General features: G+C 57.5%; 20 protein-coding genes. 13 read left to right on the plus strand and 7 right to left on the minus strand.

The window, feature by feature from the left end:
- Positions 1 to 2 precede the first annotated feature (2 nt).
- Positions 3 to 1,409: a 2-oxoadipate dioxygenase/decarboxylase HglS gene (gene hglS, locus WA302_RS05065; RefSeq protein WP_025302281.1), complete on the minus strand. Its 1,407-nt coding sequence runs from the start codon at positions 1,407 to 1,409 to the stop codon at positions 3 to 5.
- A 525-nt stretch (positions 1,410 to 1,934) separates the two neighbouring features.
- On the opposite strand from hglS, the gene cspE reads away from it, so the two are divergent.
- The 6 genes from cspE to WA302_RS05095 all read left to right on the plus strand — a co-directional run bounded on the left by cspE (position 1,935) and on the right by WA302_RS05095 (position 6,201).
- Complete coding sequence (gene cspE / locus WA302_RS05070; protein ID WP_004928244.1) at positions 1,935 to 2,144, plus strand: transcription antiterminator/RNA stability regulator CspE; 210 nt, start codon at positions 1,935 to 1,937, stop codon at positions 2,142 to 2,144.
- Positions 2,145 to 2,366: 222 nt separating this feature from the next.
- The gene (locus WA302_RS05075) at positions 2,367 to 2,588 is read left to right on the plus strand and encodes a cold-shock protein (protein ID WP_004928241.1); all 222 of its coding nucleotides are present in this window, start codon (positions 2,367 to 2,369) and stop codon (positions 2,586 to 2,588) included.
- A gap of 113 nt (positions 2,589 to 2,701) precedes the next feature.
- Complete coding sequence (locus tag WA302_RS05080; protein ID WP_025302282.1) at positions 2,702 to 3,928, plus strand: winged helix-turn-helix domain-containing protein; 1,227 nt, start codon at positions 2,702 to 2,704, stop codon at positions 3,926 to 3,928.
- 297 nt (positions 3,929 to 4,225) lie between these two features.
- Positions 4,226 to 4,408 (plus strand): Trm112 family protein, encoded by a 183-nt coding sequence (locus WA302_RS05085; RefSeq protein WP_004928237.1) that lies wholly within the window; start codon positions 4,226 to 4,228, stop codon positions 4,406 to 4,408.
- Entirely contained in the window at positions 4,405 to 5,154 is a 750-nt protein-coding gene (gene kdsB / locus WA302_RS05090) for a 3-deoxy-manno-octulosonate cytidylyltransferase (RefSeq protein WP_025302283.1), read from the plus strand. The genes WA302_RS05085 and kdsB overlap by 4 nt, the downstream gene beginning before the upstream one ends.
- A gap of 150 nt (positions 5,155 to 5,304) precedes the next feature.
- The gene (locus tag WA302_RS05095; protein ID WP_025302284.1) at positions 5,305 to 6,201 is read left to right on the plus strand and encodes a YcbJ family phosphotransferase; all 897 of its coding nucleotides are present in this window, start codon (positions 5,305 to 5,307) and stop codon (positions 6,199 to 6,201) included.
- A gap of 7 nt (positions 6,202 to 6,208) precedes the next feature.
- On the opposite strand, the gene elyC is transcribed toward WA302_RS05095, so the two are convergent.
- Complete coding sequence (gene elyC / locus WA302_RS05100; protein WP_025302285.1) at positions 6,209 to 6,982, minus strand: envelope biogenesis factor ElyC; 774 nt, start codon at positions 6,980 to 6,982, stop codon at positions 6,209 to 6,211.
- 151 nt (positions 6,983 to 7,133) lie between these two features.
- Here elyC and cmoM point away from each other — a divergent pair, with 151 nt between their 5' ends.
- The 7 genes from cmoM (at position 7,134) to WA302_RS05135 (ending at position 17,862) form a co-directional block, all read left to right on the plus strand.
- Positions 7,134 to 7,919, plus strand: coding sequence for a tRNA uridine 5-oxyacetic acid(34) methyltransferase CmoM (gene cmoM, locus WA302_RS05105; RefSeq protein ID WP_025302286.1), 786 nt, complete (start codon positions 7,134 to 7,136; stop codon positions 7,917 to 7,919).
- Positions 7,916 to 9,238 carry a chromosome partition protein MukF gene (gene mukF, locus WA302_RS05110; RefSeq protein ID WP_004928228.1) on the plus strand — a complete coding sequence of 441 codons (1,323 nt, stop codon included), beginning with the start codon at positions 7,916 to 7,918 and terminating at the stop codon, positions 9,236 to 9,238. Before cmoM ends, mukF begins: the two co-directional genes overlap by 4 nt.
- Positions 9,219 to 9,947, plus strand: a complete 729-nt coding sequence (gene mukE / locus WA302_RS05115) for a chromosome partition protein MukE (RefSeq protein ID WP_004928226.1) — start codon at positions 9,219 to 9,221, stop codon at positions 9,945 to 9,947. The genes mukF and mukE overlap by 20 nt, the downstream gene beginning before the upstream one ends.
- Positions 9,944 to 14,392, plus strand: coding sequence for a chromosome partition protein MukB (gene mukB, locus WA302_RS05120; protein WP_043137650.1), 4,449 nt, complete (start codon positions 9,944 to 9,946; stop codon positions 14,390 to 14,392). Before mukE ends, mukB begins: the two co-directional genes overlap by 4 nt.
- Before the next feature lie 220 nt (positions 14,393 to 14,612).
- Positions 14,613 to 16,421, plus strand: coding sequence for a L,D-transpeptidase (gene ldtD, locus WA302_RS05125; RefSeq protein WP_072008234.1), 1,809 nt, complete (start codon positions 14,613 to 14,615; stop codon positions 16,419 to 16,421).
- Between the two features lie 180 nt (positions 16,422 to 16,601).
- Entirely contained in the window at positions 16,602 to 17,150 is a 549-nt protein-coding gene (locus WA302_RS05130; RefSeq protein WP_043137647.1) for a YcbK family protein, read from the plus strand.
- A 64-nt stretch (positions 17,151 to 17,214) separates the two neighbouring features.
- Entirely contained in the window at positions 17,215 to 17,862 is a 648-nt protein-coding gene (locus tag WA302_RS05135; RefSeq protein ID WP_025302290.1) for an MBL fold metallo-hydrolase, read from the plus strand.
- A 77-nt stretch (positions 17,863 to 17,939) separates the two neighbouring features.
- Here WA302_RS05135 and WA302_RS05140 read toward each other — a convergent pair whose 3' ends face one another.
- The 5 genes from WA302_RS05140 to WA302_RS05160 all read right to left on the minus strand — a co-directional run bounded on the left by WA302_RS05140 (position 17,940) and on the right by WA302_RS05160 (position 25,579).
- On the minus strand, positions 17,940 to 19,130 hold the full coding sequence (locus WA302_RS05140; protein ID WP_261456184.1) for an amino acid aminotransferase: 1,191 nt from the start codon (positions 19,128 to 19,130) through the stop codon (positions 17,940 to 17,942).
- Positions 19,131 to 19,374: 244 nt separating this feature from the next.
- Complete coding sequence (gene ompC, locus WA302_RS05145) at positions 19,375 to 20,502, minus strand: porin OmpC (protein ID WP_025302292.1); 1,128 nt, start codon at positions 20,500 to 20,502, stop codon at positions 19,375 to 19,377.
- Between the two features lie 301 nt (positions 20,503 to 20,803).
- On the minus strand, positions 20,804 to 22,204 hold the full coding sequence (gene asnS, locus WA302_RS05150) for an asparagine--tRNA ligase (RefSeq protein ID WP_004928205.1): 1,401 nt from the start codon (positions 22,202 to 22,204) through the stop codon (positions 20,804 to 20,806).
- A gap of 213 nt (positions 22,205 to 22,417) precedes the next feature.
- Positions 22,418 to 23,623, minus strand: coding sequence for a nicotinate phosphoribosyltransferase (gene pncB, locus WA302_RS05155; RefSeq protein ID WP_043137639.1), 1,206 nt, complete (start codon positions 23,621 to 23,623; stop codon positions 22,418 to 22,420).
- A 255-nt stretch (positions 23,624 to 23,878) separates the two neighbouring features.
- Positions 23,879 to 25,579: a GGDEF domain-containing protein gene (locus WA302_RS05160; RefSeq protein WP_025302294.1), complete on the minus strand. Its 1,701-nt coding sequence runs from the start codon at positions 25,577 to 25,579 to the stop codon at positions 23,879 to 23,881.
- Between the last annotated feature and the right edge of the window lie 140 nt (positions 25,580 to 25,719).

Below are 25,719 nucleotides of genomic sequence, written 5' to 3' on the forward strand. Positions count from 1 at the left end.
CCTCAGGACGCCAGCGTGACAAGCCCCAGGGCTTGCGCGCAGGCTTCCAGCGAACGCTGCTGGGTTTGTTGATACAGCGCCAGCTCGTCGATCACCTCACTACCCAACGCGTGTTCAAACGCTGCCCGGCTTGACGCCGCATTGTACTGTGTATGGCGGCTGTCCCCCAGATTCGATTGGAAAATCCCCGCCGCGCTGACCGGCAGAAAATCTTCATACACCAGTGGCTGGAAGCGAACGTGTTCTTTCTCGATCAGTTGCTCCAGGGTGCTGTGCTTATCCAGTGATTCTTTGGCCGCCAGGCCGCACTCGGTCGGGAAATAGCGGAACCAGGCCAGCTGTTGCTCGCGCAGCGTGGCGTAATCATCCGGAAACGCCCGGAAGTTTTCTTCCAGCAACTGATAATAGCGTTCGGCATTTTTCTCGCTCGGCGGCGCCTGCAGCGCATCGTTGGTGGCCTTCAGCAGACGGTCGTAGAGTTCGCGTCCTTTCGTCGTCAGCGCCACACCGCGCTGTTCGATCTCGCCGAACCGCGCGGTATGATGACCGGCGACGACGCGGCCGTCGCGCTCAACGAAATCGACGCGTTCTTCCAACGCCTTGAAGCTGGTCTGGCGCAGCAGGATCGCGCGACGGCGGCGCGGCGGGCCCTCGATGACCGCTTTGGGCGTAATACCGCGGGCGGGCATCGCCTGTTGAACGCGATCGATATCCAGCGTGCGCGGTGTCAGATGATTGATATGCGGCCCTTTAAACGCCACCACGTCGGCGATCAGTCGATGCTGATCGTGTAGCTGCCGGTATTCTTCTGCGCTGACCGTCGCCTGGTTGTGCCAGCGGAAGGTTTCCAGCGCTTGTTCGACAAATTCTTGCGCCTGTACTTCATTTAGCCCGCCTTGCGCTTCCTGCAACGCGATCAGTTCCAACGCGCGATCGGTAAAGATACGGCGGCGCGCCAGCAAGCGCTCAGCCAGCTCACGCAGCGCGGGATCTTCTATCAGCTCCAGGCGAAGCAAGGAGGTAAATACGCGGAACGGACTGACCTGCAGCGCGTCTTCGTGTACGGCGCGAAAGGCGGTCGAGTGCACGGGAACGCCCGCCACAGACAGATCATAGTAACCGACCGGCGCCATGCCCATCACCCGGAACAGACGGCGCAGGGTGGCCAGTTCGCCAGCAGTGCCGACCCGGATCGCGCCGTGGCGCTCCATCGCGAGGCGTTCGATCTCGCCGGTGATTTGCAGTTGATGAGCCAGTGCGGCATCTTCGCGCAGAACCTGTCGGTTGGTTTCCGCCACCAGCTCCAGCAGATCGCCGTACAGCGGTACCTCCTTTTGGTACATGTCCGACATCGCGTGAGAGAATCTGGCGCGGATTTCATTAGGTGAAACGAACTGCTGGGCGGTCATGCGCATAGCTCCTTGATTCAGCATAATCTGAAAAATCGTGTTTTTAGCGGCAAAAGTGCTGGCGAAAAAGCCGTCTGCCTTGTTTTCCCCTCAAGTTTAGCCATCTGATTTGGGATTTGTTATAGACGTGGCAAGCATATTAGAGTTTTATGCGTTAGCTCTCATTTGTAGCGCACGGACGGGCAAACGATGCCCCGGTGAGGAGAAGAACGCGGTGGATCGGCCGCGGCGAGCGTTAAATTAAGTCATGTATATTCATGGGGATAAAAATAAATTCGGCGTATTTATGAATTAAAGGCAATAAACCTCTTGTGCATTCATCATTTTTATGAGTAAATGCAAGTCGGCCTGTAATCCAGACCTATTTATGTTCGAGTTTAGAGTTAAGCAGTTCCTCCAAAAACGTTATCATCCGATTCCGCTTCAAAGACGAACCTTCTAAGTACCTCCCATAAGTAATGTTTCTGACATGGCCACAATTGCCTCTTATGGCAGGTTTTGTAAATATATTTAAAGGTAAAAGTAATGTCTAAGAAGACGGGTCAAGTTAAGTGGTTCAACGAAAGCAAAGGTTTTGGTTTCATTGAGCAGCACGACGGCGGCAAAGATGTATTCGTACACTTCTCCGCTATCATGACCGACGGTTTCAAGACCCTGGCTGAAGGCCAGCGCGTCGAGTACACCATCCAGGACAGCCCGCGCGGGCCGGCTGCCGCTAACGTAGTTGCTCTGTAAGAAGACAGGGAACGCGTATAAGAGATCTTAATACAACCATGGTGATGCCTCAGCGCTGAATCATGCGGAAGATATTAAGTTCAACAAGCCCGCCTTCGTGCGGGTTTTTTAATTTTTTGCTCACGAGAGGTTTGTTACGAAAAACTTTAGGATGGGCTGGTAGCGTCCAGACAATATAAAAAATGACGTTGTCAAGGATGCTCAAGTAAAAGGATATAAGTTATGTTTAAAAATACTGTGTTAAAAATGGGCCGTGTGAAATGGTTTAATCAGGCCGAAGGCTATGGTTTTATTTCACCGGTAGATGGCAGCGACGAAATCTATGTCAATCGCAACGCTATCGCCAACACCAAAAATAAGTCGTTGAACGAAGGTCAGAACGTTGAGTTCTCGATCTATCGCAGCTCGCATGGGCTGTCCGCGGCAGACGTTATCGCGTTCTGATCGCACCCACCTTCCTCGCCAGTGCCGGTGTCGCCACCCGCAAGCACTGGCGAAGATAAATCCCGCGATATCCACTATTATCAGGCCATTGCCTACTCGCCACGGATATCAGGATGACCATCCCGACCCTTTCCCTTACCGCCGCTCGCGCGCTGCACCTTGCCGCCCAGGGGCTGCTTTCTCCGCTTAAACGCCAGGCTCGGCCCGATGACGTCTTGAGTGCGATCCAGCGCATGGGGTTGTTACAAATCGATACCATTAGCGTCGTTGCTCGCAGCCCGTATCTGGTGCTGTTCAGCCGTTTGGGAGCCTATCAGCCGGAGTGGCTTGAGCAGGCGCTTGCCGGCCGCAAGCTGTTCGAGTATTGGGCGCATGAGGCCTGTTTCCTGCCGATCGAAGATTTTGGCCTGCTGCGCCACCGCATGCTGGCGCCGCATGATATGGGCTGGAAATACTCCGCCGACTGGGTGCAGCAGCACCAGGCCGCGATGGACAACCTGCTGCGGCACATCGAACAACAGGGGCCGGTGCGCTCCGCCGATTTCAGCGCCGAGAAGAAGGGCAACAGCGGGTGGTGGGACTGGAAACCGGAGAAACGTCATCTGGAAATTCTGTTTACCGCCGGCAAGCTGATGGTGGCCGAACGTCGCAACTTCCACCGGGTTTACGATCTGACCGAAAGGCTGCTGCCGGCCTGGGACGATGCGCGCCATACGCTGCCTGTGGAGCAGGCGCGCCGGCAGATGCTGTGCCGCACCTGCCGCTATCTGGGCATTTTCCGCGCCGAGTGGTTGGCGGATTACTATCGGCTGAAGCGCGTGGCGCCAAAAGCCTTGCTGGCAGCGCTGCAGGAACAGGGCGAGATTACGCCGGTGCAGGTAGAGGGGCTGGAAGGACAATTCTATGTGCATGAATCACTGGCGGAATTGCTGCCGCTGGCGGAGCAGGGCAAACTCAAATCGACGGTCACCAGCCTGCTTTCGCCTTTTGATCCGGTGGTGTGGGATCGCCGTCGGGCGCTCGAGCTGTTCAACTTTGACTATCGGCTAGAGTGTTACACGCCGAAAGAAAAACGTCGCTATGGCTACTTCACCTTGCCGGTGCTGCATCGTGGCGAGCTGGTGGGGCGGATTGACGCCAAGGCGCACCGTCGCCAGGGCATCTTCGAGATCATCAGTTTCCATGCGGAGCCGCAGGTGCGCTTCGGCAAACAGCGAACGCAAGATATCCGACAGGCCATCGCGCGCACGGCCAAATGGCACGGTGCACAACGCGTCGCGCTGGGCGACATTCCGGCGGTGTTGGCCGCTGAATGGGGTGCCGGCTGGGAAGTGGGATAACGAGCGACGCCGTCGGTGGGGTAAAACGAAGTTAAGCGTCGCTCGTTACAAAGGGGCTCAGTGGCTGAAGTTAGCGAACAGAGCGATGATTTTATGCAGACGTTTGATCACGTATTACTACCTTTTTTGTGATTTGCATCACAAAATTCTACGCCGGGATGCGCCGTAGTTCAAGCTGTTGCACCGGCGCGGTGAGGAAATATCGGCGGGTTGGTGCCGCCGATGATTAACCTGAGGCCGGGCGTTATGCTATCCTCACTGCCTTTCCCAGATGACCAATCCCCTTGCGGAGGATGCATGGACCACCGTTTACTCGAAATCGTTGCCTGCCCGGTATGCAACGGCAAACTCTATTTCAATAAAGAAAACCAGGAGCTGGTGTGCAAAGCGGACGGGTTGGCTTACCCGCTGCGCGACGGCATCCCGGTGCTGTTGGAAAATGAAGCGCGTGCGCTGTCGCTGGACGAGAAGCACGCATGAGTTTTATCGCTATTATTCCCGCCCGCTACGCCTCAACCCGTTTGCCGGGCAAACCGCTGGCCGATATTCACGGTAAGCCGATGGTGGTGCACGTGATGGAGCGTGCCCGTGAGTCCGGCGCCAGCCGCGTCATCGTGGCGACCGATCACCTTGAGGTCGCCAAAGCGGTGGAAGCCGCCGGCGGCGAAGTGTGCATGACCAGCCCGGATCACCATTCCGGCACCGAGCGTCTGGCGGAAGTGATCGCGCACTACGGCTTTGCCGACGACCAGATCATCGTTAACGTGCAGGGCGACGAACCGCTGATCCCACCGGTGATCGTGCGTCAGGTCGCAGAGAATCTGGCGGGCAGCCAGGCCGGCATGGCGACGTTGGCAGTGCCGATCGAGAGCGCGGAAGAGGCTTTCAACCCCAACGCGGTGAAGGTCGTAATGGACGCACAGGGCTACGCACTCTATTTCTCACGCGCCACCATTCCGTGGGATCGCGAACGTTTCGCTGCGTCGAAAGAGAGCATCGGCGACAGCCTGCTGCGTCACATCGGCATCTATGCGTACCGTGCCGGTTTCGTGCGCCGCTACGTCAGCTGGGCGCCGAGCCAACTGGAACAGATCGAGCTGTTGGAACAGCTGCGCGTGCTGTGGTACGGTGAAAAAATCCACGTGGCGGTCGCGAAAGCGATCCCGAGCGTGGGGGTCGATACGCCGGAAGATCTCCAGCGCGTGCGCGACAGCATTCAACCCTGAGCCTGATTTCGTCGGCGCGGCGCGCAACGCGCCGACGATGTAATACCTCCCATATTGATCCCCGTTTTGTTGATCTGCGTTGAAGAATTTTTCCGCTCACCGTTCGATGATGTTACGCATCCCCCCATATTAGCCTGAGGTGAATGCCTTATGGAGCAGTTACGCGCAGAACTGAGCATTGTGCTGGGTGAGTCCATCAGCCGGCTGGAGCGGGTGAGCGAGCAGCCTTATGCGCATATGTATTCGCTGTACGATCGGCAGGGCAACGCCATCCCGCTGATGGCGAAAAGTTTTATCTGTCAGGGTATTGCCCAACAGGAGGCGTATAAGTTGTCGATGTTGGCGCGCGACGGGGATATTCGCCTGCCGACGGTGTACGGCGTAGTGTGCACCCACCAGGCGCCGTATACGGAAATCCTGCTGATCGAACGCCTGCGCGGCGTGTCGGCCGAAGCGCCAACGCGTTCGCCGGATCGCTGGAACATGTTGATGGAGCAGATCGTCGACGGGGTATTGGCCTGGCACCGCATCGACAGTCACGGCAGCGTCGGCAGCGTTGACAGCACGCAGGAGAACGACTGGTTTTGTTGGTATCAACAGCGGGTTGAAGTGCTGTGGGCGACGGTGGTCAATCTCACTACCCCGCAGCTGACCATGGCGGATCGGCGTTTGCTGTATCGCACGCGCGAAGCGCTGACTCATTTCTTCGTCGGCTTCGACGATCCCTGCGTCCTGGTGCACGGCAACCTGTCGCTGCGCAGTATGCTGAAAGATCCCAAAAGCGATCAACTGCTGGCGATGCTCAATCCCGGTGTGGTGCTGTGGGCGCCGCGCGAATACGATCTTTTCCGCCTTTGCGAGCCGGGCATGCCCAGCCAACTGCTGTTCAGCTATCTGCAGCGGGCGCCGGTCGCCGACGCTTTCCTTGCGCGGCGCTGGCTATACGTGGTGTGGGAAGCGGTAGGGCGTTTGATCCATACCGGCAAGCTGGAGCGGCGGCCGTTCGACTATGCGTCGCAACAGCTGCTGCCCTGGCTGGCCGGTTGAACGGGTTTTACTCGGCGCCGGCGCTATCCGCGCCTTTCAGCCACTGCCACAGGCTGCCCAGCGTTTCATACCAGGCACGTTCGGTATGGCCGAGGAACATCGACGACGGTGTGGCGCGATCCCAGATATTCAGCGGCGAGTCGATCGCCAACTGGTTGGCCGGTGCTGGGATCGGGTGCAGGCCTTTAGCCTTGAAGAAACGCATGGCACGCGGCAGATGGTTGGCGGAGGTCACCAGAATGAACGGTTGCTCGCCGACCAACTTGGCGACCTGAGCGGCTTCTTCCTCGGTATCGCGCGGTTCCCTCAAAATCACCATATCGCTGCGCGGCACGCCCAGGCTTTCGGCTACCAGCGCCGCCGTGGCGGCGTTGCTTTGCATGCGTCCGGCGGACGCGCCGGTAAACACCATCCTGGCGCCGGGATGCGCAAGGTAGAGCCGCACGCCTTCCGTCACGCGCGGCAGACTGTTGCCGAGCAGGTTCGAGCTAGGTGCCCAGTCGGGATTGTAGGTATAGCCCCCGCCCAACACCACGATGTAGCTGACCGGATCGTTGCCGCGATAAGTCTGGTATTCGGCTTCGATCGGCCGCAGCAGTCGGTCGGCCACCGGTTGCAGGCTGAAAAGCAGTAAAAACAGCCAGCTCAGCGTGAAAATCGTCTTACCGCTTTTTTGCCAACGGGTGAACCACAGCAGTAACAGCGCCAGCCCCATCAGCAGCATCAACAGCGGTAGCGGCATCAGCAGGGCGCCAAAGAACTTTTTCAGGTTGAACAGCATCGAAAATCAGATCCTTTTGGGTGAAAAAGCGGCATCCAGGCATAAACAGGCCGCGAGAAGATACATTCTAAGCCAGTCTGTGCCAAAATAGCAGGTTTGAATGGGCGTGCGCTTTGCCGCCGCAAGAATGAGATCAGCGGAGCCGTTGTCCATGCAGGATCGCAATTTTGACGATATTGCTGAAAAATTTGCGCGTAATATTTACGGCACCACGAAAGGAAAAATCCGCCAGGCGGTGGTTTGGCAGGATCTGACCGGGCTGCTGGCGCAGTTGCCGCAGCGGCCGCTGCGCATCCTTGACGCCGGGGGCGGGGAAGGCCATATGGCCTGCCAACTGGCAGAATTAGGACATCAGGTGTTGTTGTGCGATCTTTCTGGTGAGATGATCCAGCGCGCCGCGCAGCTGGCGGAGCAGAAAGGTGTGAGCCAGAACATGCAATTCGTACAAAGTTCTGCGCAGGATATCGCTCAACATTTGGAACAGCCGGTTGATCTGATATTGTTTCATGCAGTGCTTGAATGGATCGCAGAACCCGAAGCGGCACTGCAGGCATTGTGCGACTGTCTGACGCCGGGTGGCGCGCTGTCGCTGATGTTCTTCAACGCTAACGGTCTCTTGATGCGTAACGTGGTGTTGGGTAACTTCCAACTGGTGGATCCCGAAGTCAGACGGCGCCGCAAGCGTTCGCTGTCGCCACAATATCCGCACGATCCGCTATTGGTCTACGGCTGGCTGGAACAGCTGGGCATGCGCATCAGCGGCAAAACCGGCGTGCGGGTGTTTCACGACTACCTGCAGAGCAGACAGCTGCAAACACAAAAATTTGAAGAGTTACTGGCGCTTGAACAGCACTATTGCCGGCAGGAGCCGTACGTGAGTTTGGGGCGCTATATTCACGTCATGGCGCATAAACCAAACCTGAAGGACGAACTATGAGTGAATTTTCCCAGACAGTACCCGAACTGGTCGCCTGGGCACGGAAAAATGATTTCTCTATTTCGCTCCCTACGGAGCGTCTCGCATTTCTGCTCGCTATCGCCACCCTGAATGGCGAACGGCTGGACGGCGAGATGAGCGAAGGTGAGCTGGTTGATGCATTTCGCCATGTCAGCAAGGGTTTTGAACAGACGCATGAAACGGTGGCGATGCGCGCCAACAATGCGATCAACGACATGGTGCGCCAGCGCCTGTTGAACCGCTTTACCAGCGAATTGGCGGACGGCAACGCGATTTACCGCCTGACGCCGCTGGGTATCGGCATTACCGATTACTATATTCGCCAACGCGAATTCTCCACGCTGCGTCTGTCGATGCAGCTGTCGATCGTGGCGCAGGAACTCAAACGCGCCGCCGATGCCGCCGACGAGGGCGGCGACGATTTCCATTGGCATCGCAACGTGTTCGCGCCGTTGAAATATTCGGTGGCGGAAATCTTCGACAGCATCGACATGACGCAACGTGTGATGGACGAGCAGCAGCAGAGCGTGAAAAACGACATCGCGGCGCTGCTGAGCAAAGACTGGCGGGCGGCGATCTCCAGCTGCGAAATGCTGCTGTCGGAAACCTCGGGCACCCTGCGCGAACTGCAGGATACGCTGGATGCGGCGGGCGACAAGCTGCAGGCCAATCTGCTGCGCATCCAGGACGCAACCCTCGGCAACGTGGAGCTCGGCTTCGTCGACAAGCTGGTGTTCGATCTGCAGAGCAAGCTGGATCGCATCATCAGTTGGGGTCAGCAGGCGATCGACCTGTGGATCGGCTACGATCGCCACGTACATAAATTTATCCGTACCGCTATCGATATGGATAAAAACCGCGTGTTCGCCCAACGCTTGCGCCAGTCGGTGCAAACCTATTTCGACCACCCTTGGGCGCTGACCCATGCCAATGCCGATCGTCTGCTGGACATGCGCGACGAAGAACTGGCGCTGCGCAGCGAGGAAGTGACCGGGGAACTGCCGCCGGATCTGGAGTTCGAAGAGTTCAGCGAAATTCGCGAACAGCTGGCGGCGATGATCGAAGAGGCGCTGAAGGTGTACCAGGAACAGCAGATGCCGCTCAATCTTGCAGCGGTGATGCGCGATTACCTGGCGCAATATCCGCGTGCGCGTCATTTCGACGTGGCACGTTTAGTGGTCGACCAGGCAGTGCGCCTCGGTGTGGCTGAAGCAGATTTCTCAGGGTTGCCGGCGGAATGGCAGGCAATCAATGATTACGGAGCCAAGGTCCAGGCCCATGTCATCGACAAATATTGAACAAGTAATGCCAGTCAAGCTGGCCAAGGCGCTGTCCAACTCGCTGTTCCCGGCGCTGGATAGCCAACTGCGCGCGGGTCGTCACATCGGTATCGATGAGCTGGACAACCACGCCTTTTTAATGGATTTCCAGGATGAGCTGGAAGAATTTTACAACCGTTACAGCGTCGAGCTGATTCGGGCGCCGGAAGGTTTCTTCTATTTGCGTCCGCGCTCCACCACGCTGATCCCGCGTTCGGTGCTGTCCGAGCTGGATATGATGGTCGGCAAGATCTTGTGCTACCTGTATCTCAGCCCCGAGCGCCTGGCGCACGAAGGCATTTTCAGCCATCAGGAGCTGTACGACGAGCTGCTGAGCCTGGCGGATGAGAACAAGCTGCTGAAGTTCGTCAACCAGCGCTCCACCGGTTCGGATCTCGATCGGCAGAAGCTGCACGAGAAGGTGCGCACCTCGCTGAACCGCCTGCGCCGCCTCGGCATGGTCTATTTCATGGGCAATGACAGCAGCAAGTTCCGCATTACCGAGGCGGTGTTCCGCTTCGGCGCCGACGTGCGCAGCGGCGACGATCCGCGTGAAGCGCAGCTGCGCATGATTCGCGACGGCGAGGCGATGCCGGTTGAAACCAGCCTGTCGCTTAACGATGAGAATGACGCTGAGGATCAGCAGGTTGATAACGCTCCTGACGGTGCAGAGGATGAACAGGAATGATTGAACGCGGTAAATTTCGCTCGCTGACGCTGGTTAACTGGAACGGTTTCTTCGCCCGTACCTTTGATCTGGATGAGCTGGTGACCACGCTGTCCGGCGGTAACGGGGCGGGGAAGTCCACCACCATGGCGGCCTTCGTCACCGCACTGATCCCCGACCTGACGCTGCTGCACTTCCGTAACACCACCGAAGCGGGCGCCACCAGCGGTTCGCGCGACAAAGGCTTGCACGGCAAGCTGCGTGCCGGCGTGTGTTACTCCACCCTCGACGTCGTCAACTCGCGCCACCAGCGCGTGGTGGTCGGTGTGCGCCTGCAGCAGGTGGCAGGGCGCGATCGTAAGGTCGACATCAAACCTTTCACCATCCAGGGCCTGCCGACCGCGGTACAGCCGACCGAACTGCTGACCCAGACCGTGGGCGATCGCCAGGCGCGCGTGCTGTCGCTGCAAGAGCTGAAAGAGCGCGTGGAAGAGATGGAGGGCGTGCAGTTCAAGCAGTTTAACTCCATCACCGATTACCACTCGCTGATGTTCGATCTGGGCGTGATCCCGAAACGTCTGCGTTCGTCCGCCGATCGCAGCAAATTCTACCGTCTGATTGAAGCGTCGCTGTACGGTGGTATCTCCAGCGCCATCACCCGCTCGCTGCGCGATTACCTGCTGCCGGAAAACAGCGGCGTGCGCAAGGCGTTCCAGGACATGGAAGCGGCGCTGCGCGAAAACCGCATGACGCTGGAAGCAATCCGCGTCACCCAGTCGGATCGCGACCTGTTCAAGCATTTGATCTCCGAGGCCACCTCCTATGTGGCGGCGGACTATATGCGCCACGCCAACGAACGCCGCATCCATCTGGACGGCGCGCTGGCGCTGCGCAGCGATCTGTTGGGCAGCCGCAAGCAGCTGGCCGCCGAACAGTATCGCCATGTGGAAATGGCGCGCGAGCTGAGCGAACAGAGCGGCGCCGAATCCGATCTGGAAACCGATTACCAGGCCGCCAGCGACCACCTGAATCTGGTGCAGACGGCGATGCGTCAGCAGGAGAAGATCGAACGCTATGAAGCCGATCTGGAAGAGCTGACCTACCGTCTGGAAGAGCAGAACGAAGTGGTGGCCGAGGCGAGCGAGCAGCAGGCCGAAAACGAGGCGCGCGCCGAAGCGGCCGAGCTGGAAGTGGACGAACTGAAGAGCCAGTTGGCCGACTACCAGCAGGCGCTCGACGTGCAGCAGACCCGCGCCATTCAGTACCAACAGGCGCTGCAGGCATTGGAGCGCGCGCGCGCGCTGTGCCAACTGCCGGACCTGACCGCCGACAACGCAGAACAGTGGCTGGACACCTTCCAGGCCCGCGAGCAGGAAGCGACCGAAGCGTTGCTGATGCTGGAACAGAAGCTGAGCGTGGCCGACGCCGCACACGGCCAGTTCGAACAGGCCTATCAGCTGGTGGGTAAAATTGCCGGTCAGGTCAGCCGCAGCGAAGCCTGGCAGTGCGCGCGCGAATTGCTGCGCGACTGGCCTTCGCAGCAACACCTCGCCGAGCGCGTTCAGCCGCTGCGTTTGCGCCTGAGCGAACTGGAACAGCGCCTGCGCTCGCAGCAGGACGCCGAACGCCTGCTGAACGAATTTTGCAAACGCCATGGCCAAGAGTACCAGCCGGACGATCTCGACATGCTGCAACAGGAGCTGGAAGAGCGCCTGGAAGCGCTGTCGCAGAATGTCAGCGAAGCCGGTGAACGCCGTATGGAGATGCGCCAGGAACTGGAGCAGATCCAGCAGCGCATCCGTGAGCTGACGGCGCGTGCCCCGGTGTGGCTGGCGGCGCAGGACGCCCTGGGCCAGCTCAGCGATCAGAGCGGAGAGCCACTGGAAAACAGCCAGCAGGTGACCGAATACATGCAGCAGCTGCTGGAGCGCGAGCGGGAAACCACCGTCGAGCGCGACGAAGTGGCGGCCCGCAAACGTGAAGTGGAAGCGCAGATCGAACGTCTCAGCCAGCCGGGCGGCGCGGAAGATCAACGCCTGGTCACGCTGGCCGAACGTTTCGGCGGCGTGCTGCTGTCGGAAATTTACGATGATGTCACCATCGACGACGCGCCTTACTTCTCGGCGCTGTACGGCCCTTCGCGCCACGCCATCGTGGTGCCGGATCTGTCGCTGGTGCGCGAGATGCTGGAAGGGCTGGAAGATTGCCCGGAAGATCTTTACCTGATCGAAGGGGATCCGCAGTCGTTCGATGACAGCGTGTTCGCCGTCGAAGAGCAGGACAAAGCGGTGGTGGTGAAGATCGCCGATCGCCAGTGGCGTTATTCTCGTTATCCGGAAGTGCCGTTGTTCGGCCGCGCGGCGCGCGAAAACCGTCTGGAAGTGCTGCATGCCGAGCGTGAAACGCTGGCGGAGCGTTACGCCACGCTGTCGTTCGACGTGCAGAAAACCCAGCGTTCACACCAGGCCTTCAGCCGCTTTATCGGCACCCATCTGGCGGTGGCGTTCGACGCTGATCCGGAAGCGGAGATCCGCGGTTTGAGCGCCCGCCGTGGCGAAATCGAACGCGCGCTGAACAATCACGAAGCGCAGAACCAGCAGCAGCGTCAGCAGTACGATCAGGCCAAAGAGGGCATTTCCGCGCTCAACCGCCTGATGCCGCTGGTATCGTTGCTGAACGATGAAACGCTGCAGGATCGTGTCGACGAGATCCGCGAAGAGCTGGAAGAGGCGCAGGACGCCGCGCGTCATATTCAGCAGCACGGCGTGTCGCTGACCAAGCTGGAGCCGCTGCTGTCGGTGCTGCAGAGCGATCCGCAGCAGCATGAACAGCTGCAGCAGGACTACGCGCAGGCGCAAAGCGTGCAGCGCCAGGCCAAACAGCAGGCGTTCGCGCTGACGGAAGTGGTGCAGCGCCGCGCGCATTTCAGCTATACCGACTCCGCCGGCATGCAGAATGCCAACAACGATCTCAACGACAAGCTGCGTCAGCGCCTGGAGCAGGCGGAAGCCGAACGCGCCCGTGCCCGTGAACAGCTGCGTCAGTATCAAACCCAGTTCACCCAGTACAGCCAGGTGCTGGCCTCGCTGAAAAGTTCGTATGACGCCAAGCGCGACATGCTGAAAGAGCTGAGCCAGGAGCTGGTAGATATCGGCGTGCAGGCCGACGCCAACGCCGAAGCGCGTGCGCGCCAGCGCCGCGACGAGCTGCATACGGCGTTGAGCAACAACCGTGCTCGTCGCAATCAGTTGGAGAAACAGCTGACCTTCTGCGAAGCCGAAATGGATGGCCTGCAGAAGAAACTGCGCAAGCTGGAACGCGACTATCATCAGCTGCGCGAGCAGGTGGTGACCGCCAAGGCGGGCTGGTGCGCGGTGATGCGTCTGGTGAAAGACAATGGCGTGGAACGCCGCCTGCATCGCCGCGAGCTGGCGTATATGGATGGCGACGAGCTGCGTTCGATGTCGGATAAGGCGCTCGGTGCGCTGCGTCTGGCCGTGGCGGACAACGAACACCTGCGAGACGTGCTGCGCCTGTCGGAAGATCCGAAGCGGCCGGAGCGCAAGATTCAGTTCTATATCGCGGTGTACCAACACCTGCGCGAGCGTATCCGTCAGGACATCATCCGCACCGACGATCCGGTCGAGGCCATCGAGCAGATGGAGATCGAGCTGGGCCGTCTAACCGAAGAGCTGACCGCGCGCGAGCAGAAGCTGGCGATCAGTTCGAAAAGCGTGGCCAACATCATTCGCAAAACCATTCAGCGCGAACAGAACCGTATTCGCATGCTGAACCAGGGGCTGCAGGCCGTTTCCTTCGGCCAGGTGAAGAGCGTGCGCCTGAACGTCAATGTGCGAGAAGCGCACGCCACCCTGTTGGACGTGCTCTCTGAGCAACAGGAACAACATCAGGATCTGTTTAACAGTAACCGCCTGACCTTCTCCGAAGCGTTGGCCAAGCTTTACCAGCGCCTGAATCCGCAGATCGACATGGGGCAGCGCACGCCACAGACCATCGGCGAGGAGTTGCTGGACTACCGCAACTATCTGGAGATGGAAGTGGAAGTGTACCGTGGCTCCGACGGCTGGCTGCGTGCGGAAAGCGGCGCGTTGTCGACCGGTGAAGCCATCGGTACCGGGATGTCAATTCTGGTGATGGTGGTACAGAGCTGGGAAGAAGAGTCCCGCCGTCTGCGCGGCAAAGACATCTCGCCGTGTCGCCTGCTGTTCCTCGATGAAGCGGCGCGTCTGGATGCCAAGTCGATCGCCACGCTGTTCGAACTGTGCGACCGTCTGGAGATGCAGCTCATCATCGCGGCGCCGGAAAACATCAGTCCAGAGAAGGGCACCACCTATAAACTGGTGCGTAAGGTGTTCCAGAACCACGAGCATGTGCACGTGGTGGGGCTGCGCGGTTTTGCCGGCGAGCCGCCGGCGCTGGGTACTGCGTCGGTTGAAACGCAGTAAGGCAGAAAAACGCCCTAAAAATCCGAAAATAGCCGCCGTAGGGTGGCTATTTTTTTGTACGCGTGGATGATAGTCCTGCTTTTTTATCCGTTGAAAAGCGGTTAGTTTAATCAGATAAACAGTAATTCGACGCCCGCAGGGCGAAACGGCCTTTCTGTTTGTATACTGAAACTATATGCAGTTTTTGACGTTTTTTTTGTGAGCATACAGGGGGCAAGGGATGTTGCTTAAAAAGGGAAACTCTCTACGACGTTTGGCGCTGAGTGGCGCTATCGCCTGTAGTCTTGTGTCGTCGTTTTCCGCATCGGCCACCGTAGCGGCGTTACCAGTGGCATCAGCAGGCATGTCCGTTGCGCAGAGCCGTTCTGAACTGCTGGCTGCGTTGCCGCGCGGCATGGATTTGCACTACCTGTCCACGCTGGCGCCGCTGTATGCGGCGAACCATATGCAGCCGATGTGGCAGGATCGCGAAGCCGTTCAGCAGTTTCAGCAGCAGCTGGCCGAGCTGGCGATGTCCGGCGTGCAGCCGCAGTTCACCCAGTGGGTGAAGATGTTGACCGATCCGGCGCTCAATGAAGTGGGCCGCGATGTGGTGTTGTCCGATGCGATGCTGGGCTATTTGCAGTTCGTGTCCGCGATCGGCGCCAACGGCAACAACTGGCTGTACAGCAATATTCCCTACAAGCTTGGCTTGCCGCCCACCGCAGTGATTAATCAGTGGCAGCTGGCGGTGCGCCAGGCGCGTACCCTGAGCTACGTGAATTCGCTCGCGCCGCAACATCCGCAATACGCCAAGATGCATCAGGCGCTGCGCGACTTGCTGGCGGACAATCGCCCTTGGCCCCAGGTGGGCAGTGGCCCGAGCCTGCGCCCAGGCCAAATGAGCAATGATATCCCGGCGCTGCGTGAGATCCTGACGCGCACCGGTATGCTGGCCACCTCGGCGCCGGAAGCGGAAGCGGAACCGGCGGTGGTCTCGGCGAAGAGCAATGAGCCCGACGACGGCGGGCTGACGGTAGACGAAGAGAAAAGCCGCGTGACGGTCAGCCCATCGGCGGCGCCGGTGACGGAGTTGACCGCGGAACAGACGCCGCCGCAGATCGGCAGCGTGGTGAGCGACAACCTCTATACCAACGAGCTGGTGGAGGGCGTCAAGCGTTTCCAGAAATGGCAGGGGTTGACGGCGGACGGCGTGATCGGCGTGCGCACCCGCGAGTGGCTCAACGTGTCACCGAAAACCCGTGCCGCGCTGTTGGCGTTGAATATCCAACGTCTGCGAATTTTACCGGGGCATGTCGGCACCGGCATTATGGTGAACATTCCCAATTACTCGCTGACCTACTATCAGAACGGCAACGAAGTGTTGTCCTCCCGCGTTATCGTCGGGCGGCCGAGCCGCAAGACGCCGCTGATGAGCAGCGCGTTGAACAACGTGGTGGTCAACCCGCCTTGGAACGTGCCGACCACGCTGGTGCGTGAGGATATCGTGCCGAAGGCGATGCGCGACGGTAACTATTTCCAGAAACATGGCTATACCGTGCTGTCGGGCTGGAGCAACGATGCAGAAGTGATCAACCCGGCGATGATCGACTGGAGCATGGTCTCTGCGCGTAACTTCCCGTATCGCGTTCGTCAGGCGCCGGGGGCGACCAACTCGCTGGGGCGTTTCAAGTTCAATATGCCGAGCTCGGACGCCATCTACCTGCACGATACTCCGAACCACAGCCTGTTCCAGAAAGACATCCGCGCGCTCAGCTCCGGCTGCGTGAGGGTGAATAAGGCGTCCGATTTGGCGAATATGCTGCTGCAGGACGCCGGCTGGAACAACAGCCGCGTGTCTTCCACGCTGAAAGAGGGGAATACCACTTATGTGAATATTCGCCAGCGTATTCCCGTAAAACTGTATTATCTGACCGCCTGGGTTTCGGATGACGGCCAACCGCAATTCCGTACAGATATTTACAATTATGATAATACGGTGCGATCGGGCGCACAAATTTTGGCTCAGGCCAAAAAATTAATGCAGTAAATGCAGTAATTATAAATAAATAACGGTCAGAATGTTTGGCTATACCGCAGGCCCCCGTAGCCGGGGGCCTGTAAACCTAGGCGTATCGCGGGTTGACTCAGCATACGCAGGCGGTTATGGTTCGGACAGTGCGCTGCTTTGTGCATTTATTTTGACATTCTTGCCGGGTTTAACAGAGTCATGGACAAAATTGATCATCACCGCCGTAAATGGCTGGCGCTAGGTGGCGCTGCTATGGGCATAGCGCTGCTTCCAGGGCAGGCGTTTGCCAGTCTTTCCACCGCTCGACCGCGTATTTTAGTGCTGAATAACCTGAATACCGGTGAATCTATTAAAGCCGAGTTCTTTGACGGCAAAGGTTACAATAAAGAAGAGTTGGTGCGGTTAAATCATCTGTTCCGCGATTATCGCGCCAACAAGGTTAAATCGATCGATCCCCGCTTGTTTGATCACCTTTATCGTCTGCAGGGGCTGCTGGGCACCAGCAAGCCGGTGCAGCTGATCTCCGGATACCGTTCCGTAGATACCAACAACGAATTGCGCACACACAGCCGCGGCGTGGCCAAGCACAGCTACCACACCAAGGGCCAGGCGATGGATTTCCATATCGAAGGTATCCAATTGAGTAATATCCGTAAAGCGGCGTTAAAAATGCGCGCCGGTGGTGTAGGATATTACCCACGTAGCAACTTCGTACACATCGATACCGGCCCGGTTCGGACCTGGTAACCGCTGTGCCGTCAGTGAATAACGCCGTCCCTTGCGGAAGCGGCGTTATTGTCGTTGGAGCCTTATGAAATACCATCTTATTCCCGTTACCGCTTTTAGCCAGAACTGCAGCCTGATTTGGTGTGAAAACACGCAGCAAGCGGCGTTGGTCGATCCCGGCGGTGAAGCGGAAAAAATCAAAGCGGAAGTCGCGCAGCAGGGGGTGATGATCACTCAGATCTTGCTGACTCACGGCCATTTGGATCATGTTGGTGCGGCGGCGGAGCTGGCGGACCATTATCAGGTGCCGATTTACGGCCCGGATAAAGAAGACGCTTTTTGGCTGGATGGTTTGCCGGCGCAGAGCCGGATGTTCGGGCTGGAAGAGTGTGCGCCGCTGACGCCGACTCGCTGGCTATCAGAAGGTGATGAGATGCAGGTGGGCGAAATGACGCTCAAGGTGCTGCACTGCCCCGGGCATACGCCGGGCCACATCGTCTTTATCAATGAGCAAGCGCGTTTGGCGCTGGTGGGCGACGTGCTGTTTAACGGTGGCGTAGGGCGCAGCGACTTCCCGCGTGGAGACCATCAGGCGCTGATCGCCTCTATTCGCACCAAGCTGCTGCCATTGGGCGACGATATGCGCTTTATTCCTGGCCACGGCCCGATGTCGACCTTTGGCCACGAGCGCCAGACCAACCCGTTCCTGCGAGAAGAGCCGGCAGTGTGGTAGCGATTATTTCCCGGCAGAAATAATCAAGGGCGCATAGAGCGCCCTTTTTTTATGATTTATGACCTGTGTCGATGCATTTAGAGCACGGCGACGATGGCTTCACACAGCGGTGCCATGTTGTCCGGCGTCATGCCGGCCACGTTCACCCGGCCTGAGTTCACGGCGTAGACGCCAAACTCTTCGCGCAGACGCAGCACCTGTTCTTTGGTCAGACCGCTGAAGGAGAACATGCCATTCTGCTGGATGATGAAGCTGAAGTCCTGTTGGGCGCCTTTTTCCTGCAGGGTGTTCACGAACAGCTGACGCATGCGGTGAATGCGCTGGCGCATGTCGGTCAGCTCCTGCTCCCACATCGCGCGCAGCGCATCGTTACCCAAAATGGTGGCGACAACGGCGGCGCCGTGTGACGGCGGGTTGGAGTAGTTGGCGCGAATAGCCGCTTTTACCTGGCTGAAGGCGCGATCGGCGGTTTCGGCATCGGCAGCTACAATGGTGCAAGCGCCGACGCGCTCATTGTACAGACCGAAGTTTTTTGAGTAGGAGCTGGCGACAATCAGCTCTTGATGTTTGGCGGCGAAAATACGCAGGCCCTGCGCATCCTCTTCCAGACCCTTGGCGAAGCCCTGGTAGGCGAAGTCGAACAGAGGCAGCCAGCCATTGGTCACGGAAAGCTCAGCCAGCTGTGCCCACTGTTCCGCCGTTGGATCGATACCGGTCGGGTTATGGCAGCAGCCGTGAAACAGCACCACATCACCGGCCTGGGCCTGTTTCAGGCTGTTCAGCAGGCCGTCGAAATCCAATGCGTGGTTGGCGGCGTCGTAGTAGGCATACTCCAGGACTTCCAGGCCCACGGCGCTAAAGACGTTCTTGTGGTTCGGCCAGCTTGGGTTGCTGATCCAGATGCGCTTGGCGCTGGTCTGGACGGCGATAAAGTCTGCCGCCACGCGCAGGCCACCGGTGCCACCTGGCGTCTGTGCGGTACGTGCGCGACGATCGGCGACGATCGGGCTCTCTTTACCGAACAGCAGCACTTGCGTGCAGCTGGCAAACGCCGGGATGCCTTCAATGCCGAGATAGTTTTTGGTGGTCTCATTTTCCAGCAGATACTGTTCAGCTTTCTTTACGCTGGTTAACACCGGGGTTTTACCGGTTTCGTCTTTATAAACGCCAATCCCTAAATTGATTTTATTCGGGCGGGCGTCGGCGCGGAAAATGTCGGTCAGGCCCAGGATCGGGTCGGCGGGTGCGGCGGTGATTTTTTCAAACATGTCAGGTGCTTCCAAATCTCGGAGTTAAGCAGACAGAAGCATCAGGGTAGCGCCAGTTATCGGCTTTGCCAACCGTTTGCGATAAAAACACCGCGATCTTGTGAACGGGAAGGATTCGACAGAAAAAATGATGGGGAAGGGGAAATCTGCAGGATAAAACGTTACCGGAAGACACAAATAAAAACAGGGCCGAAGCCCTGTTTTTTAACTTAGCCGACGGTAAACCGCCGTTAAGCGAGACAACTTAGAACTGGTACACCAGACCAACAGCTACGATATCGTCGGTAGCGGTGCCGGTTGCTTTGGTGAACTCGTTGTCATCCAGCAGGTTGATTTTGTAATCAACGTAGGTGGACATGTTTTTGTTGAAGTAGTAAGTGGTACCAACAGAAACATATTTAACCAGATCTTGGTCAGAACCTACGCCTGGGACGTTCAGGTTTTTACCTTTAGACTGCAGGTAAGACACTTCTGGACGCAGACCGAAGTCGAACTGGTACTGAGCAGTCACTTCGAAGTTCTGAGTTTTGCTCGCGAAGCCACCGCACTTGTCATCGGTAGCTGCACAGCCTGGACCGAAGTTACCGCCGCCGAACGGGGTCATGTTACGGGTTTCTGCGTACATCGCCGCCAGGTAAACGTTGTTGGCGTCGTATTTCGCACCCACGGTCCATGCATCAGCCTTGTCGCCACGCTCGTTGGAACGCAGTTTCTGATCGTCGGTACGGTTGGAGGAAGCGTATGCAGCGCCGAAGCTTACGCCTTCGCCGATGTCATAAGTAGAGGAGATACCCCAGCCGTCGCCGTTTTGTTTCTTGACGTTACGACCGTCGTTCTGGTTTTTGCCCTGGTATTGCAGAGCGAAGTTCAGACCGTCAACCAGACCGAAGAAGTTGTTGTTACGATAGGTCGCAACGCCGTTGGTACGGCCGGTCATGAAGTTGTCGGTGTAGGTGTAGGTGTCGCCACCGAACTCTGGCAGCATATCGGTCCAGCCTTCCACGTCGTACAGTACGCCGTAGTTACGGCCGTAGTCGAAGGAGCCGTAGTCAGCGAATTTCAGACCGGCGAAGCCCAGACGGGTTTTGGTGCCTTCGGTGCCCTGAGATTCGGAGTGGTTAGCCTGGACGTTGTATTCCCACTGGCCGTAACCGGTCAGTTGGTCAGTAATCTGAGTTTCACCTTTGAAGCCGAAACGAACATAGGTCTGATCGCCGTCGTTACCTTTGTCGTCGGAGAAGTAGTGCAGACCGTCAACTTTGCCGTACAGATCCAGCTTGTTGCCGTCTTTGTTGTAGATTTCAGCTGCGTTTGCTGCACCAGCAGCCAACAGAGCCGGGATAACCACTGCAAGAATGTTGCGCTTCATCATTATTACCCTCATTGGTGTTATTCGGACACCTTTGCCACTGCCGCCAATAATTCTTTGGGAACTATTGTTGATAGATTGGTGTCGTCCTGTGTCTGAACGCAGTGTTCCATTCACAGGCGGGTTAATCTAGGACGAAAATGATACCAATGTCCCAATCAGGTTGCAAAAGGAAAGTATGTGTAACCAAATGTAATTTTTCGGGAACTTTGTGACGTGCGTCAATATTAAAAAATGCGAAAGGCCAGCGAGGCTGGCCTTTGTTTTGTAACGAAATCGTTTAAAAAACGAGTGATCGTATAAATTAGAAGCTTGCGTTACGTGGCGTGCGTGGGAATGGAATCACATCGCGCACGTTTTGCACGCCGGTGACATAGGCGATTAAACGTTCAAAGCCCAGGCCGAAACCGGAATGCGGCACGGTGCCGTAGCGGCGCAGATCGCGATACCACCAGTAGTCTTCTTTATTCAGACCCATCTCTTCCAGACGCTGATCGAGCACGTCGAGGCGTTCTTCACGCTGCGAGCCGCCGATGATTTCGCCGATGCCCGGTGCCAGCACGTCCATGGCCGCAACGGTTTTGCCGTCTTCGTTCATGCGCATATAGAACGCTTTGATGTCTTTCGGGTAGTTTTTCACCACCACCGGCGCTTGGAAGTGTTTCTCAGCCAGGTAACGTTCATGTTCGGAAGAGAGATCGATACCCCAGGAAACCGGGTTTTCGAAGGTTTGGCCCGAGGCCAGCAGGATCTCAATGGCGTCGGTGTAGTCCACCTGGGCGAAATCGGAAGAAACGAAACGCTCCAGACGAGCGATAGCGTCTTTATCCACGCGCTCGGCGAAGAATTTCAGATCGTCGGCGCGTTCATCCAGCACCGCCTGGAACACATACTTCAGCATGCTTTCGGCCAGGCCGGCAACGTCGTCCAGCGTCGCGAAGGCCACTTCCGGCTCGATCATCCAGAATTCCGCCAGGTGGCGGCTGGTGTTGGAGTTTTCGGCGCGGAAGGTTGGGCCGAAGGTGTAAACCTTCGACAGCGCGCAAGCGTAGGTTTCGCCGTTCAGCTGGCCGGAAACGGTAAGGAAGGCTTCCTTACCGAAGAAGTCTTCGCTGAAGTCGACGGCGCCCTTGTCGGTGCGCGGCAGGTTTTCCAGGTCCAGCGTGGACACGCGGAACATCTCGCCGGCGCCTTCGGTATCGGAGGCGGTGATCAGCGGGGTGGACACCCAGAAATAGCCATTTTCATGGAAGAAGCGATGAATCGCCTGCGCCAGCGTATGACGCACGCGCGCCACGGCGCCGATCAGGTTGGTACGCGGGCGCAGGTGAGCCACTTCGCGCAGGTATTCGATGCTGTGACGTTTGGCCGCCATCGGGTAAGTGTCCGGATCGTCGACCCAGCCGACCACTTTGATCGCGGTAGCCTGCAGTTCGAAGCTCTGGCCTTCGCCCGGTGAAGCGACGACTTTGCCGGTGACTTCAACCGAACAACCGGTAGTCAGATGCAGCACTTCATCCTGATAATTCGGCAGAGAATTATTAACGACGGCCTGTAACGGATCAAAGCAGGAACCGTCATAGACGGCCAGGAAGGAGATACCAGCTTTTGAATCTCTCCGGGTACGTACCCAGCCGCGTACGGTGACTTCACTGTCAACCGCAGCACGACCTTGCAGTACGTCGACTACAGGCACTACGCTCATAGATTTCTCTCTTTAATAATTTGGTTTAGAAATAGCTTACAACCCAAGAATATGGGGGTAATGGCTATGTTACTTGCCGCGGTGCAGAGCACAAGCAGAAATCATCGGATTGGCGCAACATTTATTGCGGCTGACTGAAAAGAGGGCGGTCGGGATAAAAACAAAAAAGCCGGCGCGTGAACCAGGCCGGCTTTCTTTCTATATAGAGGCGGTTCAGCTGGCTTTCTTCACCAGCGGCAGATCGAAGGCTTTGCGCAGGGCCCTGACGAAGGCCTGGTCCTGGCAGATGGTCTTGCCGGGGCTGTCGGAGAGTTTAGCCACCGGCTTGCCTTTGCATTCGACCAGCTTGATCACGATATTCAATGGCTTAACGCCCGGAATATCGCAGGTCAGGCGCGTGCCGATACCGAAGCTGAGATTGATGCGCTGATAGAAGTGGCGATAGAGCGCCAGCGCTTTTTCCAGATCCAGGTTGTCCGAGAACACCAGCGTTTTGCTCATCGGATCGATGCCCAGTTTCTGATAGTGGGCAATGGCTTTCTCACCCCACTCGACGGGATCGCCAGAATCGTGGCGCAGCCCCTGATAACGCTCGGCGAACTGCGGGCCGAAGTCGCGCAGGAAAGCATCCATGGTAATGCAGTCGGTGAGCGCGATGCCGAGCTGATCCGGGTATTCATCCAGCCAGGCCTGCAATGCGGCGCGCTGGCTGTTGGCCAGCACCGGGCTTATCTGCTGATGCGCCTGGAACCATTCATGCGCCTGCGTGCCGACCGGCGCCAGGCCGAGCTGATGAGCCAGATCGTAATTGCTGGTGCCCGACAGGTACGGGAATTCGGCCTGCAAGGTGCTGACGATGGCCTGCTGCACGCCCTGAGAGAAACGGCGACGGGTACCGAAGTCCATCAGCTTGAAGCGCGAAAGGTCCAGATCGCCCGCCAGCGCCTTGAACTGCGCCAGCTTGGTTTGCAGATGTGCCACCGCCTGTTCCGGCGTCGCCAGCGGCGAGCGCCGGCGGTGCACCACTTCACTGATCACCGCCAGCAACGGCACTTCCCACATGATCACTTCACGCCAGGGGCCGGCGATGCGGATGTGCAGTTTGCCGTCGCGGTTGTCGATGGTGACCTGCTGCGGATCGTAGCGGAACGTGCGCAGCCAGTTCAGGTAATCCTGACGGAAGAAGGGCAGACCCGAAAGATAAGCGAATTCGGCGTCGGTCAGCGCCAGCCGGCTCATCAGCGCCACCTGCGCGCGGATCTCGTCGGCATATTCGCCCAACAGTTCGTCGCCGCGGCAGCGGAATTCCGCCGCCACGCTGATCGCGGGATAGCGATGGAACACTGCTTGCTGCATATGAAGCTTATAAGCATCGGTATCAAGCAGTGATGTCAAAATCGGGGAAGCGTATTGAGTCATAGCGCGTTACAGCATCCTCGTCAGGCGCGTGTCCAAATCCGGATAATCATAAAAGTGGGGGTGGAGTATACCCGGATTATCCTGTTATTGAAGCTGCATCACACCATAAATCACCAAAGCGGGTCGAGGATTAAACGTGCCTTTATGACGGCCTGGCGGCGACGGGGAGAAAAAAAAGCCAGATATGCCTGTAAGGTGAATGACTTACCCTAATTAGTCATAAAAATTATAATGTTAATTATTTTAAACAGCGAATCAGATAAAGCCGGCTTCGGTATGCACGCTGACCCGATCCTTGCCGCTCTTTTTGCAAAAATAGAGCGCTTCGTCTGCCTGTTTGATCGCCGCCTGCAGTGCGGTGAACGCGTTGACCGGCGCGATGCCGCAGCTGGTGGTGAAATGCACTTGCCGTCCGTCGGCCAGGTGTAGCGTCAGGCGATGAGTGCGGGCGCGCAATTGCTCCATGATGTCCCGCGCGTTGTCCAACGAACAGTTACCCAGCAGCACCGCAAACTCTTCGCCGCCGTAGCGGCAGAAAATGTCGCTGGCACGGAACGCGCGTTGCAGCAGGTGTCCGAATGCCACCAGCGCCCGGTCGCCCACGTCGTGGCCGTAGCTGTCGTTGAGCTGTTTGAAGTTGTCGATATCGATCAGGCAAAAGGCCTGCGGGTAGCTGCCGTCGCCCAGCAGCTGAGATTCAAGGAAGAATTTACGACGGTTGTAGATATTGGTGAGCGGATCGAGGAAGGAAGAGGCCTCGAGCTCTTTAATCAGCAGTTGTTTCTCGCTCTCCAGCGAGACCTTGTCCAACTGGTATTGCCTGAGCTGCTGAATGGCGTCGCTGATGGCGATCAGTTCCTGGCTGTAGAAGGCGTCGTTGCGATCGATATTCATCTCACCGCGCGACAGCCGTACGATATTGTTGTGGGTCTTGGTCAGCCAACGGTTGATGCTGGTGCAGAACACCAGCGCCGGCAAAATGAACAGCAATACCACCAGGCCGGCAAGTGCGATCATGCCGTAAATGGTCGTCTGGCTGTCGTAAATCTTGTGGCGCGAGGCGAGGGTTTCCAATTCGAAGCTGCGCTGATACAGCGCCTGCGAAAGCCCGCTCACATCGTCGACATAGCGCGAGATAAGCGCTGTGGGATAGGGCTTGTGGGTATCGATAGCGGTGTACAGCCCATCGGTAATCTGTTGAAGGCGTTCAGCGGACACCTGGGCGAGTAACGCATTGACGATGTCGGTGATTTGTCCATCGTCGTAGTTGATCTTCATGAAGATCAATCGGGTGCTCAGGGCGTTCAGCACGCCGGTCAGTTGAATGGACTTCAGATAGGCGTCTTTGCGAACCAGCGGGCTTACATTGACGTCGATAATCTGATCGCTCAATTCCGTCAGTGACATATTCAGCCGGTTATTGAGACGGATGGCCTCGAGAAACATAAAGGAGTCGGTATCCACCATCCGGGTATCGTAGGTATAACGGTAATAGCTCTTGCTGGTTTGCGAGATGTAATAGGCGCTGTTGATGTTGAACAGATTAGCGTTGGTGTTATTGATCTGCGAAAGCTGCAGGTTGTCATTATCCAGCAACTGTTCCATCAGGCCGATCATCGACAGCGCGGCAATTTTTTGCCGAACCCCGAGCTGTCTGGCGACCTCATCGTCCAGATGTTCGCGGATCCGGGTGATTCTCTCGCGCGCCACCCGATCGGCGGCCAAACATTGCGCGCGGGTGATCTGAGGATCGATCAGGCTCAATCGTTTGAGACGGTGAGCCTGCAGCGCCGCCTGGAAGGCTTCGGAGATTTCTTTGGCGCGATCAATTTTGTACAGGTTGAGTTGGTTGTCGCGGTAATCGGTATGGGCTTCAAGCAGCTCATCGACAATGAACAGAGAGAAGGAGGTCATCAGGCACAGGGTAAAAAAATAGATTGCGTATTTGATTTTCATAGTGCGAGTCATCCCTGGGCCTGATGCCGCAATTATACCACCATGCCGCCTGAGCCGCCTCAACTATGCCGGCGCCCCCCGATGGTGGTTTTTTAGCATTAAATGCTGATTTTTATTTGGCCATTGGTCACCCGCGCTGC

Origin of the sequence: Serratia sp. 201 (assembly GCF_037027545.1) — a bacterium.
GTDB lineage: Bacteria > Pseudomonadota > Gammaproteobacteria > Enterobacterales > Enterobacteriaceae > Serratia > Serratia bockelmannii.